Raw genomic sequence first — 14,872 nt, forward strand, 5'->3', positions numbered from 1 at the left:
AAAATAGAAAATGGCCGGGGAAAGTTCCGGCCATTCCTTGGACGTTATTTATTCATAGCTTTTTTCCAATTCATCAACAAGTGAGCCAATGTAGGCGACAGCTTCTTTAATGGCGTCAGGTTTTGACATATCTACACCTGCTTGTTTGATAAGGTCAAGCGGTTTTTTAGTACCACCAGCTTTGAGTACATTGAGCCAGCGATCGACTGCTGGTTGCCCTTCTGATTGTATCTTCTTAGCAACTGCAGTAGAAACGGTCAAACCTGCTGAATACGTATATGGATATAGTCCCATATAATAGTGCGGCTGACGCATCCATGTAAGGCCTGCACCTTCATCAAATGTTACCGTGTCACCCCAGAAATTTTCCAGCGCCTCACGTTTTTGTTGTGATAATACAGTTGCTGTTAGCGGGGTATCTGCTTCTGCTAATTCATATACACGACGTTGGAATTCGCCCTCTAGTAAATGGGTAACGAAATTATGATAATATGTGCCAAGCAATTGCGTGATTACCCAGCGCCTCATCCGTTTGTCATCGGTTTTTGCAAGTAAGTGATTAGCCAGCAGCATCTCGTTCATCGTTGATGGTGCTTCCACGAAATAGGTGGATGGTCGTGTATTAACGAGTGATTGATTCTTGCCTGCAAGATAGAAATGTCCGGCATGCCCTAATTCATGTGCTAGTACAAAAGCGCCACGCATTGTATCCGTCCATGTTAATAAAATATATGGATGGACACCGTATGGGCTTGCACAAAATGCGCCAGTAGATTTACCTACATTATCAGCTAAATCCACCCAACGTTCCTGGATCGCTTTCTTCATAATTTCGCCGTATTCAGGACCCATTACTTCAAGTGCTTCAAGAATAGTAGATATAGCCTCCTCATAAGTCGTTTCAGGATTGAACTCCGGATCCAGAGGGGCTTTCAAATCACTGAAATGCAGCTCATCCAGGCCAAGCTTTTCTTGTTTTAATTTAGCATAGCGACGCATATGTGGTGCCAATTCTTGCTGTATAACATCCAATTGATTATGATACATACCCTTTGTAACCTCTTGCGGTTGCAGGAGCATATCTGTAACAGAATCATAGGAACGCAGGCGTGACATAATAACCTGTTTTTTTACCTCTGTTGCATATGTTGCAGCGAACGTATTTTTATACTGATCTAATGTTTTGGTAAACGAATTATACGCATTACGACGCGTTGTTTTATCTGGAGCTAATTCATAGCGGTCTTCATATAATGCAGCTGACATCGGCAGTTCGGATCCATCTTCACCTGTGATCGAATCAAATTCCATGTCGGAGGACTTGCTGCGCCCGTATATCATGTATGGTGCACTATGTACTTCACTAAGTGCCGCTAATGTTTCCTCAAGCTCAGGTGTGAGTGTATAAGGTTTTCTCTCCGCAATGTCCTGAAGTGCTTTTTGATAGATTTGCAGTTTTGGTTCTTCTTTTAAAAATTGCTGAATTGTTTCATCAGAAAGACGCAATAATTCGGATTGAATAAAGGAAAGCTTTGTGTTAATAGTCGCTAGAGCTGAAGAGACCTTTGCCGAGTCGCGTTGATTGTCAGGATTTGTCCCATCAGCACTTGATTTTAAAGAGGCGTAGGTAGCTACTCTGGTAACCCTTTCCTGGAGTTGTTCTTGGGCTCTGAGTCCGTTTAGTAAGTTCGCGGCACTTGCGCCTAATTTTCCTTTAAATTGTGTTACCTCACTGACATCCTCCTGGACTTTGGCTAGTTCGAGTTCCCAAGCCTCATTGGATGTAAATAAATCGTTTAAGTTCCATTTCTGTTCTTCAGGAACCTCCGCGCGTTTCCATCTTTTTGTTGAAGTAGTTGTCAATTTCATTCCCCCTCCACGTTATTTCGGTACTCTAATTAACTATAATATAAAAACAAAAAGAATGATACAATTTTTCTGTTTTAAAAAAAGGAAGCATGGGATCTGCTTCCCGATAGATCGGGGGAACCGTTCCATGCTTCTTGATATGGAGTATAATGTTATAGTACAGTAAAAATGAAATCCTTAATTACCGTGCTGGGTGATCACAATCATCACATAAATTGATGTAGCAATCAGCTTTTTCGTGGATGTCATGGCCGCATTGTGCACATTTTTTACGAGGCAGGTTTCTAAAAAATTCAACAACGTTAATCATGGATATCCCCCTTTGACTTGTTAAATGTATTGTACTACAACAGTATTCGTTCAGTCAATAGTGTGTTACAACAAATTTTAAGCAATGGAGTGAATTTTATATGAAATTAACTGTAATCGGTTGCTGGGGTGGTTACCCCGCCCCAAATGGCGCAACATCTTCGTATTTAATTGAAAAAGATAATTTTTCTTTATTAGTTGATGCAGGAAGTGGTGCCCTGTCCAAATTACAAACGTATAAACAGGTTTCTGATATTGATGCTGTACTCTTGTCCCATTATCATCATGATCACGTCGCGGATATTGGTGTATTGCAGTATGGTAAACTTGTACAATCTTACGCGTTGGGGAATGAGGAAATATTGCCGATATATGGACATGCTGAGGATACACAAGGTTTTGCTAAACTAACACATAATTACACCAAAGGAATTGCTTATGATCCAAACGCAAAACTGGAGTTGGGCCCGTTTGTTATTACATTTTTAAAAACGGATCATCCTGTTCCATGTTACGGGATGCGGGTCACCGATGGAGAGAGTACGCTTGTTTATACTGCTGATACAAGTTTTAAAGAGGAATGGATTGATTTTGCGAAGCAGGCGGATTTGCTTATTACGGACTGTAACTTTTATGCTGAGCAGGATGGTTCAAAAGCGGGACATATGACGAGCAAAGAAGGGGGGATCATTGCTGAAAAGGCAAATGTGAAAGAGTTGATGCTAAGCCATTTGCCGCAATATGGTCAAAAGTCTCAATTAGTAATTGAGGCAAAGCGGTATTATGAGGGAGTCGTTCATTTAGCGGAAGAAGGATTTATTTGGGGATAGGTTAAGTGTATTCGTTGATTGCCATTATTTTTTCCAGTAAACTAATGTTAGATTGAAAATTAAAGGCTGTTTTCAAAAGTTTTAGTTTTTGACACAAAAGATATAAAAGACGACGTAAGGTCTTTTATATCAACTGTGAAGATTTAAAAGCAACTATACTTACAAAAAGAGTCAAATTAAAAGAAAGGGGTTTACTAGTGAAATTTATAGATAATCAAGGGATTACAGATCCAATGGTTAACCTGGCACTGGAAGAATATATTTTAGAAAATTTTGGCGAACAGGATTCTTATTTATTGTTCTATGTGAACAAGCCTTCCATTATTATCGGTAGAAATCAGAACTCCGTTGAGGAAATTAATACGGAATATGTTGATGAAAACGGGATAAAAGTTGTTCGTCGCCTGTCAGGTGGAGGAGCCGTGTATCATGATGAAATGAATTTAAATTTCAGTTTTATTACACAGGATGATGGAAATAGCTTTCAAAATTTCCAACGGTTCACCCAGCCAATCGTTGATGCATTAAATAAAATCGGCGTACCTGCGCAATTACACGGAAGGAACGACCTAGCGGCAAACGGTCGTAAAATTTCCGGTAATGCGATGTTTTCAACGAGAGGGCGGATGTTCAGTCATGGAACATTAATGCTTGATTCGGAAATTGAAAATGTCGTTTCCGCTTTAAATGTAAATAAAGAAAAAATCGAATCAAAAGGAATCAAATCTATTCGCAGCCGTGTAGCAAATATTTCCGAATTTCTGGATGAGAAAATTACCATGGACGAATTCAAAGCGCTTATTTTGCGACATGTTTTTGATGTAGAAGATATCAAAGACGTTCCACGCCATGAGTTAACCGACAAAGATTGGGAGAATATTCATCAAATCTCCAAGAAACGTTATCAGCAATGGGATTGGAACTATGGTAAATCACCATCTTTTAATATTCAAGCATCACATAAATTTGATGCCGGTTTGGTGGACGTTCGTCTGGATGTTAAAAAAGGCGTTATCGAAAACTGCAAAATTTATGGTGACTTCTTTGGCGTTGGAAATGTAGGAGTTATCGAAGACAGCCTGACTGGTGTTCGTCATGAACGAAAAGCGATTGAAGAAGCATTAGCAGATGTCGAGGTATCACATTACCTTGGACGAATAACGAAAGAAGATTTTATTAACTTAATCTATTAATTGAAAGGCAGCTCATGGCAGAATGAGCTGCTATTTTTTTTTATCAAAATTGATTATAAAAATAACCCGAAAAATCAACTATTTCATTAGAAATTGCTGAAAAATAAAAAGTTTTTTCATGAAATTCAATTTTTATATAGCTTTTTATGTTGAAATTTGGTAAATTAATAATTAGCCACTTTCTTTTCGTTTAAAAACGAAAGGATGATAAATATGTATAATGATTTTTATACTCCAACTTATGAAATTACCCCAATGACCATGGCAGTTATCGTGCAACACGGTGACAATGGCAAGTCAGCCAGATTCATATTGGAAGAAGACTTTGAATATGTTGTCGACCATTCTCCAACTAAAATTATTGATTCAGCTTGCAAGTTCTTTGGTGCCAGCCTAAAGGGTAGACAGGATGGAACACGTGATATATGTGGATTAACACATAAAGCACCGATCTCGATTGACCCTTCCAGTGGGATGTACTTTTTTCCTACATGCTCACCTGCAAATCCTAAATGTTCTTGGATTGCTCATTCCCATATTGACCAAATCAATAAAGCAACAAATCACCGTACAGAAATCATTTTCAAAAATGGGAAGCAAATTATTCTCGACGTTTCTTTTGGTTCCATGCTGAATCAAGTACAGCGAACGGCGCAATATCGCTACCTACTCGATAATCGGATTAAGTTTTTGCAGAAACATAAGGCTGATATGGTAGCCGAGCCATTACCATGAGTTCCTGTATAATCGCTTCAACTTTGTTTCGAATAACGGGATTAAAGTAGTTACGTATCTCCTCCCTGCCCCTGCAAAGGAATAGAAAAGATGAAAACGACTCATTCCTGTTTCCTGCAACGACTTTGATGTTTTTATTCTTCATTATTTTTTGTAACTCCCTGCGTTCATTCGTAGCTTCAGATGCCATATTTTCCAATAATTCAACATAAGGTTCTTTAATTTTAAAGGCTCCTTTTTGAACATGTTCGATATCTTGTTTGATAACAGTTATTGCCATTGAAAGAAATAGGAATCGTGAAGCTACCCGCAGTTCTTCATCCGTAAGATAGCGCATAAGTTAATCCCTCCATCTAAGAACGTTTGTTCCTTATGTATATTATATGATATAATGAATAAAAAATATACCCTAAATGGAAAAGAAAGTGGCTAAATATGACGTTAGACTATGCATATTAAAATGTTTACATTAAAATAAACATAATGGAACGAAATAAAAAGCGTTTGTATACATGAATGAGGAGATTTAACTAAATGTACTTAATGAACATCGATTTTTCTGATTGGAAAGGCATTCTTGAGAATGAGGGATGGGAGGAATTTATTCAGCAGTTGCTGAGTGAGTATGAAAGTCTTGGGCCATTACCGGGAATTTTATTGCCATTTATTGAGGCACTTCTTCCTTTTCTTCCATTAATAGTGTTTGTTATTGCAAATGCCGCAGCATATGGGTTATTAGAAGGATTTCTATTATCCTGGATTGGTGCTAGTTCAGGAGCAGTTGTTGTTTTTCTCATTATACGTAAACTTAGTAATACGCGAATAGTGAAGTCCATACGCAAAAATAAACAAGTGAAAATCGTAACTACATGGCTGGAACGGCATGGATTCGGACCTCTTTTTCTACTCATGTGTTTTCCCTTTTCACCATCTTCAGTTATTAATGTGGTAGCTGGATTATCAAAAATTAGCCTACAGCAATTTATCTTGGCTATACTACTTGGAAAATCAGTAATGATCTTTTCGATTGCCTATGTAGGAGCAAGTATTACGGAATTTGCCCAAAATCCGGTACGAACCATTATAGTCGGTGTTTGTATTGTATTATTTTGGATAATAGGTAAATATATCGAAAAAAGATTGGAAAAGAAAGCGATGCTAAAAGACAATCCGAACCTTGAACAAAAGGATTAAAACCCTTCAAACGGGGTATTATGATGATAGATCATATTACCCTGGAGGAAGGTTTAAAAATGAAAAAATTAAATTATCGTAGAATTATCCCGGTGATTATTTTCACGTTGGTACTAGTAGTAGTCTTTCGATCCCTTTTCTTTGCAAGTTATGAAGTAGATGGTGAATCGATGGAGCCAACATTAAATGATGGTAATTTATTAATGGTAAATACATTCATTTATGACATAACAGAAGTTGATCGATTTGATGTCATCGTATTTCATGCAAATCAACAGGCCGATTATGTGAAGCGAGTAATTGGATTGCCTGGTGATACGGTCGAATATAAGAATGACTCCCTTTATGTGAACGGTGAGCATTGGGATGAAGCGTTTCTTGAATCATATGCCCAAGCCAGTGATTCGACACCATTTACAAATGATTTTACCTTAACAGAAATAACCGGGAAGGAAGAAGTGCCAGAAGGAAAGCTTTTTGTTATGGGAGATAATCGGCAGGATAGCTTAGACAGCAGATCCTTTGGTTTTATATCGGCAGAACAGCTTGTTGGAAAAGTTGATATTAAATACTGGCCGCTTAATCAAAATAGTTTCACGCTCGGCAAATAGTTATGTTAGAGCTTTTATCTTTGATAGAATTAGATAGAAGCTCTATTTTTAAGGCTCTTTTCGTAAGTATTGTTGCTTTTAAATCTTCGCAGTTGATATAAAAGACGACAGAGTGAAAAGAATTGTGAACTGTGATACCGCTACGGAAATACATTCGGCGCGCCTTAGGGCGGCTGGTGAGCCTCCTCGTGCTGACGCACTGCGGGGTCTCACCAGCCTTTAGCTCCCGCAGGAGTCTCCATGTATTTCCTTCGCTGGTGTTGGCTTATTATATATTATTTGTGTAATAAAACGAGACTGTTTCGTGCTGTCACTAGTCCGGGTGAGTGGAGGGCAGTCGACTCCTGCGGGAACAAATGTCTTCGGTGGGACGAGCATTTACGCGCAGTCCCAGCACGTGTCCGAAGACCCCGCAGCGGTGGTTTTTCCGCGAGGCAGGTTAAGTTCGCGACGTCCTGTCGCAACACCTGCACTAGCACGTCGTGTGCGTCGAAGGCTGAGGCCGTGCCCTAAGGTCCGCGATTGCCCGGAACGATCCCGGACGGTAGTGAATATTGCACATTATGTCTTCTTGTATAACTTTTGTACCAAAAACAACTACCTTTTAGAAAACAGCTATTTTTTATAAAACTAGAATAAACGGGGGATTATGATGGGAATCCGATTTTTGTTGGGAAGAGCCGGTACAGGAAAAAGCGGCAGGTCCCTTGATGAAATAAAAGAAAAACTGCTGGATGACCCACAAGGTCCCAAGCTTTTTTATATTGTTCCAGATCAAATGACATTTCAGCAGGAATATGCCCTGTTCAATGATAAGGATATAAAGGGAAGCATCCGCGGGCAAGTTGTTAGTTTCTCCAGGTTGGCATGGCGGGTACTCCAGGAAACCGGCGGCGGAACCAGGCAATTCATTAGCTCGGTCGGTATTCAAATGATGCTCAGGAAAATTATTGAGGAAAGACAGGGGGACTGGCGCGTTTTTCAAAAGGCGATGGAGAAGCAAGGATTCCTCGATCAATTGGAGAACATGATTACCGAATTCAAACGATATGAAGTCACGCCAGACGATCTCCAAACACAAATACACCAAATAAAGCAGTATGTACATAAAGAGCCTGGTGAAGAGGCATTAGCTGCAAAGTTGGAAGATTTAGCTTACATCTATGAAAAATTGATATACGCACTTGAAGGTAATTATATTGACTCTGAAGACCAATTACAGTTACTGACAAATAAGATTCAGGAATCAACGTTACTAGAGGATGCAGAAATATATTTTGATGGGTTTCACCGATTTACTCCGAAAGAGCTAACGGTAGTAGAAGCATTAATGAAAAAATGCAGACGTGTAACGGTTACGCTGACAGTTGATCATCAACAAGATACAGAGGTTTCCGAACTGGATCTGTTTTATCAAACAACAGAAACCTATCATGTCCTGCAGGAAATTGCCCGTAACAACCAAATTAATATTGAAGAAACAGTTGAATTGGATCCAGCGAACGGCAGATTCAAGGACCGACCGTATCTGGCTCATTTGGAAAGTAATTTTGATGTCAGACCTGCACTAACTTTTGACGGGGAAGCACCCTTGAATATTGCCGAGGCTGTTCATCCCCGCGCGGAGGTCGAAGGAGCCGCACAGGAAATTATCCGTCTCGTTCGTGAAGAGAACTATCGATTTCAGGACATCGCTGTATTTATAAGAGAGACAGGTACATACCATGATTTGATTGATACGATATTTAGTGATCATGATATCCCTGTGTTTATTGATGAAAAACGAACGATGCTCAATCATGCATTAATCGAATTTATTCGTTCTGCATTGGATGTTGTCGAAGGGAATTGGCGCTATGATGCTGTTTTTCGTCTGTTGAAGACCGGATTCATTCCATCGTCAAACCCCGATTTTCCATTAACGAATGATGCCATTGATGAATTGGAAAATTACGTACTTGAATATGGTATTCGTTCCAGATCGAGCTGGACTGGCGACAAGGAGTGGGTTTTCCAGCGTTTCCGAGGCTTTGATCAGGCAGCACAAACCGATTCAGAAAAAGAAATACAACAACGAATAAACAAGTACCGATATCAAGTCGCACGAGCATTAAAACCTTTTGATGAGCAAATAAGAAATGCTCGTACAGTGCAGGAATTATGTGAGATAACCTATACGTTATTGGAAGATCTCGATGTACCAAAGCGCTTAGAGCAGACACGCGAGATATACGATGATCGAGGAGAAATAGAAAAAGGCAGGGAACAGGAACAAGTATGGAATGCGGTTATTCAGTTATTTGATGAAATGGTTGAAATAGCCGGCGAAGAAAGCATGACCTTATCGACACTTCGAACAACCTTGGATGCTGGTTTTGAGACATTGAAATTTGCCCATGTTCCACCAACTATTGACCATGTGATTGTTGGTACAATTGACCGTTCGAGAATTAGCGGAATTAAATGTGCATTTTTGCTAGGGGTCAATGATGGCGTTTGGCCAATGAAGCCGGCTGCGGATGGAATGATTAATGAGCAGGAAAGAGAATTACTGGCCGGACATGGGATGCAACTGGCTAGTAGCAGCAAGCAACAATTACTGGACGACTGGTTTTATATGTATATTGCCTTTACAGCGGCAAAAGATAGGATTTGGGTGAGCTATCCATTAAGTGATGAAGAGGGTAAATCGAAAATGCCGTCACAGCTCATTAAACGAATCGAAGACTTATTTCCAGCATGCTGTGATCATATTTTACTACAGGATCCGGATGAATTGGCAGAAGCAGATCGTTTTATTACTACTCCGTTGAAAACAAGATCAGCGTTAACAGCTCAATTAGCACGAATAAGAAAAGGGTACCCTGTAGGGCCAATTTGGTGGAATGTACTGAATTGGTATATGGACCATCATCCGAGGTTTGGTACAACACACACTATTTTGCAAAGCTTATATTATCAAAATAAACCTATAAACCTATCTTCTGAAACGGTGGAAGAATTATATCCACAACAGGTAAAAGCGAGCGTGTCCAGATTGGAATCCTATTATCGCTGCTCGTATCAGCATTTTGCAAAATACAGTTTAAATCTGGATGAACGAAAAATATATAAACTGGATGCACCTGACATCGGACAGCTTTTCCATGAAGCACTGAGAACAATTACAGAGTGGATACAAGCTGATGGGAAAGAATTTGGGCAACTATCGAAGAAAGATACAGATGTATATGCGCAAAAAGCGGTAGTTAATTTGGCACCTATCCTGCAACATCAAATATTGCACAGTTCAAACCGTTATAAATATATTCAGAAGAAATTACAGGATGTTATCGCAAGGGCGGCTTTTGTGTTAAGTGAACAAGCTAGAAGGAGTAACTTCTCACCTGTTGGACTGGAACTTGGATTCGGGAAGGGCCAAACACTCCCACCACTTACCCTTGGCTTAGAAAATGGATATGAACTCATGCTCCGCGGGCGAATTGATCGTGTGGATAAAGCAGTTAATGAAGAGGATTTATTCCTTCGAATTATTGATTATAAATCGAGTGCAAAAGGTTTGAACCTTATCGAGGTTTATTATGGACTGGCATTACAAATGCTGGCGTATCTGGATGTTGTACTCTCCAATTCCGAGCAATGGCTTGGGACAAGAGCTACACCAGCAGGGGTGCTTTATTTCCACGTACACAATCCGATGATCTCTAAAAATGAAAAAGTGAATGATGAAGCCCTTGAACAGGAAATTTTCCGGAAGTATAAAATGCAGGGGATGCTTCTGTCGGATGAAGAAATGGTGAGGCAGATGGACACATCCCTAGAATCAGGCTCAAGTCAGGTTGTTCCAGCGGGAGTTAAAAAGAATGGCGGTTTTTACAGTTATTCCAAAATAGCGGATTATGATACTTTTACAAGCCTGCAGAACCATATTCATCAAATGATGATGCAGGCAGGTATTGATATGACAGAGGGCGGCGTACACTTAAATCCCTATCAGCATAAACAAGAAATTGCTTGTACGTATTGCCCGTTCCATTCACTTTGCCAATTTGATCCGATCTTAGAAACGAACAATTATCGAAAACTGACAGACATGAAAGATGAGGATATTTTAGAAAGACTCCGTAAAGGGGAGGGAAAATAATGGCTGCGTGGACAAAAGAACAAGAAGAAGCCATTTATACGGATGGCAGTGATGTGCTTGTTGCAGCAGCTGCTGGATCCGGAAAAACAGCAGTACTCGTGGAGCGGATTATTCAAAAGCTGTTGAAAAAAGATAGTCCGACTGATATTGACTCCCTACTTGTTGTTACATTTACTAATGCCGCGGCACAGGAAATGCGAAATCGCGTCGGGTTGGCTATTGAAGCTGCATTAGCACAAGATCCAACGTCCAACCACTTGAAAAAACAGCTTTCTTTATTGCAAAAGGCTTCGATATCTACATTACATTCATTTTGTTTGGATGTCGTTAAACAATATGCGTATTTGCTTGATATTGATCCAGCTTTTCGCATTGCAAATGATATGGAAACAGACCTGATCAAACAGGAAGTAATCGATGATTTATTTGAAGAATGGTATGGATCAGAAGGAGAAGAACTGGAAAGATTTTTTTCAGTTGTCGATCGTTTTTCAAGTGACCGCAGTGATGTGGAAGTAGAAGATTTAGTTCTAAAAATATATAACTTTGCAGTGCAGAACCCATGGCCGGATCATTGGCTTGAAAGTCTAGCAGATGTTTATGAGGTGCCGGAGGACTTTCAGGAATCCGAGTTATATTGGTTGTCTATTATGAAACGTGAGGTAAAAAGCCAATTTACTGCAATCCAGGAAGAAATGAATCAAGCACATGTATTAACGAAAGAAAGCGATGGTCCTTATCAGTATGCTGATGCGGTAGATTCTGATTTAGCCGGCCTACAAGAAGCATTAGACCATCTTGAATCCTGGGATGATTTACAAGCTTTTATGGCTGACAGTTCATTTGCGAAACTATCAGCCAAACGAACAGAGTGTGATGAAATAAAAAAAGAAAGCGTACAAGCCTTAAGAAAAAGCTACAAAAAGCGCTGGAATGACATGAAGGAAAAATGGTTCAACCGTGATTTGACAAGTCATATAGAAGACATGCGTGAGCTTGCCCCTGTTATTCGGCAGTTAACCGAATTAGTGAAGCAATTTAAAGCACGTTTTACGGAACAAAAACGGGAAAAGGCGATACTTGACTTTTCCGATCTGGAGCATTTTTGTCTTGAGCTACTCATTGATGAATCATCGACGTTTGATAAACCTGTCCCTTCAAGCGTCGCTCATACATTTAAGGAGCAATTTAATGAATTGCTAATAGATGAATATCAGGATACAAACCTGGTCCAGGAGACTATTTTAACATTAATCAGTGACCAAATCGGCCCGGGCAATAGATTCATGGTAGGCGATGTGAAGCAGAGTATTTACCGTTTCAGGCATGCGGAGCCATCGCTCTTTATTCAAAAATATAAGCGATTTGCACGTGATGAAATTGTTGCCAATCGTATTGACTTAGCTAGTAACTTCAGGAGCAGGGAGCAAGTATTAAACGGCGCGAATTATATTTTTCGCCAAATTCTTGATGAAGAATTAGGGGAGATTCGTTATGATGCAGATGCGGAATTGATTTATGCGAACAAGATGTATGATGATCTGGCCAACGCTGAGCCAAATCCCGAACTCCTTATTATTGATAGGGAAGCGGGGGAAGAGGAAGATCCGCAAGAAGACGAGGATTATCAGGATTTAGAGAAAGCGCAGCTGGAAGCAAGGGCATATGCGGAGAAAATAAAATCCTGGATTGGCCAGAAAGAAAATAAACCGTTCCAAGTCGTTGATAAAGCAACACAGGTCCAGCGGGATATGCAGTATCGTGATGTGGTTATTTTAATGCGTTCGATGACATGGGCACCTACCATTGTCGATGAATTAAAAAAGCAGGGTATTCCTGTATATGCCGAGCTCTCCACGGGTTATTTTGAAGCAATTGAAGTCAAAATTATGATCAGCTTGCTGAAGGTTATTGATAACCCAAGACAGGAGATCCCTTTAGCCTCTGTTCTTCGCTCACCTATTGTTGGGTTGAACGAAGAAGACTTAGCGTCCATTCGGCTGGCAGATAAGCATCATGCCTTTTACGATGCGGTGAAGAAGTTTAAGCGGCAGAACACTGGCAGGCTAGCTGATAAGTTGGAAAATTTTCTTTCGCTTCTTGAGGAATTTCGTTTGGCGGCCAGACAAGGCGCTTTATCAGCGCTGATATGGGCCATATACCGTGAGACAGGGTATTATGATTTTGTTGGTGGTATGCCTGGTGGACGACAGCGTCAGGCGAATCTGCGTGCACTTTACGACCGAGCGAGAGGCTATGAAACAACTTCATTTCGAGGGCTATTTCGTTTTCTGCGCTTTATTGAGCGAATGGAAGAGCGGGGGGATGATCTTGGTTCTGCTAGGGCACTTAGTGAGCAGGAAGATGTTGTTCGGATTATGACGATTCATAAAAGTAAAGGACTTGAGTTTCCAGTTGTTATTTTGGGAGCAATGGATAAGCAGTTTAATGTACAGGATCTTAGAAAGAAATATTTATTGCATAAGGATTTAGGATTTGCAAGTAAATACATCGATCCCGTTAAGCGCATCACGTACCCAACCTTATTTTATCATGCGATGCAAAACGAAAAATTACGTGAGCTGCTGGCAGAGGAAATGCGTGTCCTGTACGTAGCACTGACACGTGCAAAAGAAAAGATGGTAATGGTTGGAAACGTTGCTTCATTTGAGAAAAAACAGCAGAAGTGGCAAAAGATGGCTGATCATACTAATTGGGTATTACCTGCTCATTTTCGAATGGAGTCTAAAACGTATTTGGACTGGGTCGGACCTGCTTTAATCCGACATACGAAAAATAGTGCACTTCGAACAGAAGGCATTAGTGACGTGATTCTGGATGAGATACAACTCGACCCTTCCGACTGGGATGTTTCCATTATCCATGGAAGTGCATTAGCCAATTTAGATGAAAGTAAGGAAGAGTCCGAATTACAGCTAAAGGAGAATATTGCAAAATGGCAGCCTGTGGAAGTTAGTGATGAAGCGTTAGATGAAAAAGTTGATAAACGCCTATCTTTCCAATATCCTTTTGAAGAAGCTGCTAGGTCTAGGGCAAAACAAACCGTGACAGAAATTAAACGACAACGGGAGATAATGGATGAATACAGCGGGGACCAACTCGTTCAGGACTTTCAAGCTCCGATTGTAAAAAGACCAACCTTCATGCAAAAGGAAAAAACCATTACTTCTGCCGAAAAGGGTACGGCAATGCATACTGTGATGCAGCATCTGCCAATGACTAGGGCGCTTGCCCGGGATGAAATTGAAGAAAATGTGGAAGCAATGGTGGAAAAAGAAATACTGACAAAACAAGAAGCAGAAATTATTGATTTCGCTGCGATTGAACAATTTTTCACTACTAGGATTGCCAAGCTTATGATGGAGGCATCTTCCATTCACCGCGAAGTGCCATTCAGTCTCACATTGCCGGCGAGAGAGGTATATGCAGCCTGGACAGGTGAAACAGAAGAAAATGTGTTAATCCAAGGTGTAATCGATTGTCTCGTACCAAGTGATGATGGTTGGATTTTAATCGATTATAAGACGGATTCAATTTTAGAAGAGGAACCCGCTGATAAAGTAAAAGAAACATTAGTAAAAAAATATGAAACGCAAATGGATCTGTACCGAAATGCAATTGAGGAGATTTGGAAACAGCCTGTAAAAGCAGCCTATCTCTATTTCTTTTCCAGGAATGTGGCTTTATATGTGCCAATTAAATAGATATTAGATTAAAAGATCAGCACTTAGAAGGCTGATCTTTTTTTATTCAGTTTGTCCATGTTAAGATGTTCACAATTTGCGCACATTTAATTAGACAGGGACTGTATGAACAGTAACAATATTATCGCTGTTGTAAGTGTAATAACAGTGTAAAAAAGCGTAATCACATTGTTTTAGAATGATTTAATGGATGAAAATAATGGTAAGAAATACATAATTATATGTTAGTTAAATCACAGGAGAATGTGATTTGTCTCACACC

The 14,872-nt window shown here is 40.0% G+C and carries 10 protein-coding genes; 7 read left to right on the top strand and 3 right to left on the bottom strand.

What is annotated here, in order from left to right:
• Positions 1-48 precede the first annotated feature (48 nt).
• Together pepF and yhfH are read right to left on the bottom strand one after the other, a co-directional pair.
• On the bottom strand, positions 49-1,863 hold the full coding sequence (gene pepF / locus KFZ58_RS06900) for an oligoendopeptidase F (protein ID WP_235794062.1): 1,815 nt from the start codon (positions 1,861-1,863) through the stop codon (positions 49-51).
• A 187-nt stretch (positions 1,864-2,050) separates the two neighbouring features.
• Entirely contained in the window at positions 2,051-2,179 is a 129-nt protein-coding gene (yhfH, locus tag KFZ58_RS06905; RefSeq protein WP_235794063.1) for a protein YhfH, read from the bottom strand.
• A gap of 100 nt (positions 2,180-2,279) precedes the next feature.
• Here yhfH and KFZ58_RS06910 point away from each other — a divergent pair, with 100 nt between their 5' ends.
• The 3 genes from KFZ58_RS06910 to KFZ58_RS06920 all read left to right on the top strand — a co-directional run bounded on the left by KFZ58_RS06910 (position 2,280) and on the right by KFZ58_RS06920 (position 4,936).
• Entirely contained in the window at positions 2,280-3,008 is a 729-nt protein-coding gene (locus KFZ58_RS06910) for an MBL fold metallo-hydrolase (protein WP_235794064.1), read from the top strand.
• 197 nt (positions 3,009-3,205) lie between these two features.
• Positions 3,206-4,201, top strand: a complete 996-nt coding sequence (lplA, locus tag KFZ58_RS06915; RefSeq protein WP_235794065.1) for a lipoate--protein ligase — start codon at positions 3,206-3,208, stop codon at positions 4,199-4,201.
• A gap of 213 nt (positions 4,202-4,414) precedes the next feature.
• Positions 4,415-4,936: a competence protein ComK gene (locus KFZ58_RS06920; RefSeq protein ID WP_235794066.1), complete on the top strand. Its 522-nt coding sequence runs from the start codon at positions 4,415-4,417 to the stop codon at positions 4,934-4,936.
• Here the strand turns inward: KFZ58_RS06920 and KFZ58_RS06925 are convergent.
• Positions 4,884-5,273, bottom strand: coding sequence for a YhjD family protein (locus KFZ58_RS06925; RefSeq protein WP_235794067.1), 390 nt, complete (start codon positions 5,271-5,273; stop codon positions 4,884-4,886). The genes KFZ58_RS06920 and KFZ58_RS06925 overlap by 53 nt on opposite strands.
• Positions 5,274-5,470: 197 nt before the next feature.
• Between KFZ58_RS06925 and KFZ58_RS06930 the strand changes: the two genes are divergently transcribed.
• From KFZ58_RS06930 to addA, 4 genes are all read left to right on the top strand, one after another.
• Complete coding sequence (locus KFZ58_RS06930) at positions 5,471-6,130, top strand: TVP38/TMEM64 family protein (RefSeq protein ID WP_235794068.1); 660 nt, start codon at positions 5,471-5,473, stop codon at positions 6,128-6,130.
• A gap of 59 nt (positions 6,131-6,189) precedes the next feature.
• The gene (gene lepB / locus KFZ58_RS06935; RefSeq protein ID WP_235794069.1) at positions 6,190-6,741 is read left to right on the top strand and encodes a signal peptidase I; all 552 of its coding nucleotides are present in this window, start codon (positions 6,190-6,192) and stop codon (positions 6,739-6,741) included.
• A gap of 652 nt (positions 6,742-7,393) precedes the next feature.
• Positions 7,394-10,885: a helicase-exonuclease AddAB subunit AddB gene (gene addB / locus KFZ58_RS06940; RefSeq protein WP_235794070.1), complete on the top strand. Its 3,492-nt coding sequence runs from the start codon at positions 7,394-7,396 to the stop codon at positions 10,883-10,885.
• Positions 10,885-14,610, top strand: a complete 3,726-nt coding sequence (addA, locus tag KFZ58_RS06945) for a helicase-exonuclease AddAB subunit AddA (RefSeq protein ID WP_235794071.1) — start codon at positions 10,885-10,887, stop codon at positions 14,608-14,610. The genes addB and addA overlap by 1 nt, the downstream gene beginning before the upstream one ends.
• The last annotated feature ends 262 nt before the right edge of the window (positions 14,611-14,872 follow it).

Origin of the sequence: Virgibacillus sp. NKC19-16, from assembly GCF_021560035.1 — a bacterium.
GTDB lineage: Bacteria > Bacillota > Bacilli > Bacillales > Amphibacillaceae > Virgibacillus_L > Virgibacillus_L salidurans.

What these genes read in the sequence shown, in the direction of transcription:
- lepB (WP_235794069.1), top strand. Translation starts at nt 6,190, where the DNA reads ATGAAAAAATTAAATTATCGTAGAATTATCCCGGTGATTATTTTCACG.
- KFZ58_RS06910 (WP_235794064.1), top strand. Translation starts at nt 2,280, where the DNA reads ATGAAATTAACTGTAATCGGTTGCTGGGGTGGTTACCCCGCCCCAAAT.
- KFZ58_RS06920 (WP_235794066.1), top strand. Translation starts at nt 4,415, where the DNA reads ATGTATAATGATTTTTATACTCCAACTTATGAAATTACCCCAATGACC.
- addA (WP_235794071.1), top strand. Translation starts at nt 10,885, where the DNA reads ATGGCTGCGTGGACAAAAGAACAAGAAGAAGCCATTTATACGGATGGC.
- addB (WP_235794070.1), top strand. Translation starts at nt 7,394, where the DNA reads ATGGGAATCCGATTTTTGTTGGGAAGAGCCGGTACAGGAAAAAGCGGC.
- KFZ58_RS06930 (WP_235794068.1), top strand. Translation starts at nt 5,471, where the DNA reads ATGTACTTAATGAACATCGATTTTTCTGATTGGAAAGGCATTCTTGAG.
- KFZ58_RS06925 (WP_235794067.1), bottom strand. Translation starts at nt 5,273, where the DNA reads ATGCGCTATCTTACGGATGAAGAACTGCGGGTAGCTTCACGATTCCTA.
- yhfH (WP_235794063.1), bottom strand. Translation starts at nt 2,179, where the DNA reads ATGATTAACGTTGTTGAATTTTTTAGAAACCTGCCTCGTAAAAAATGT.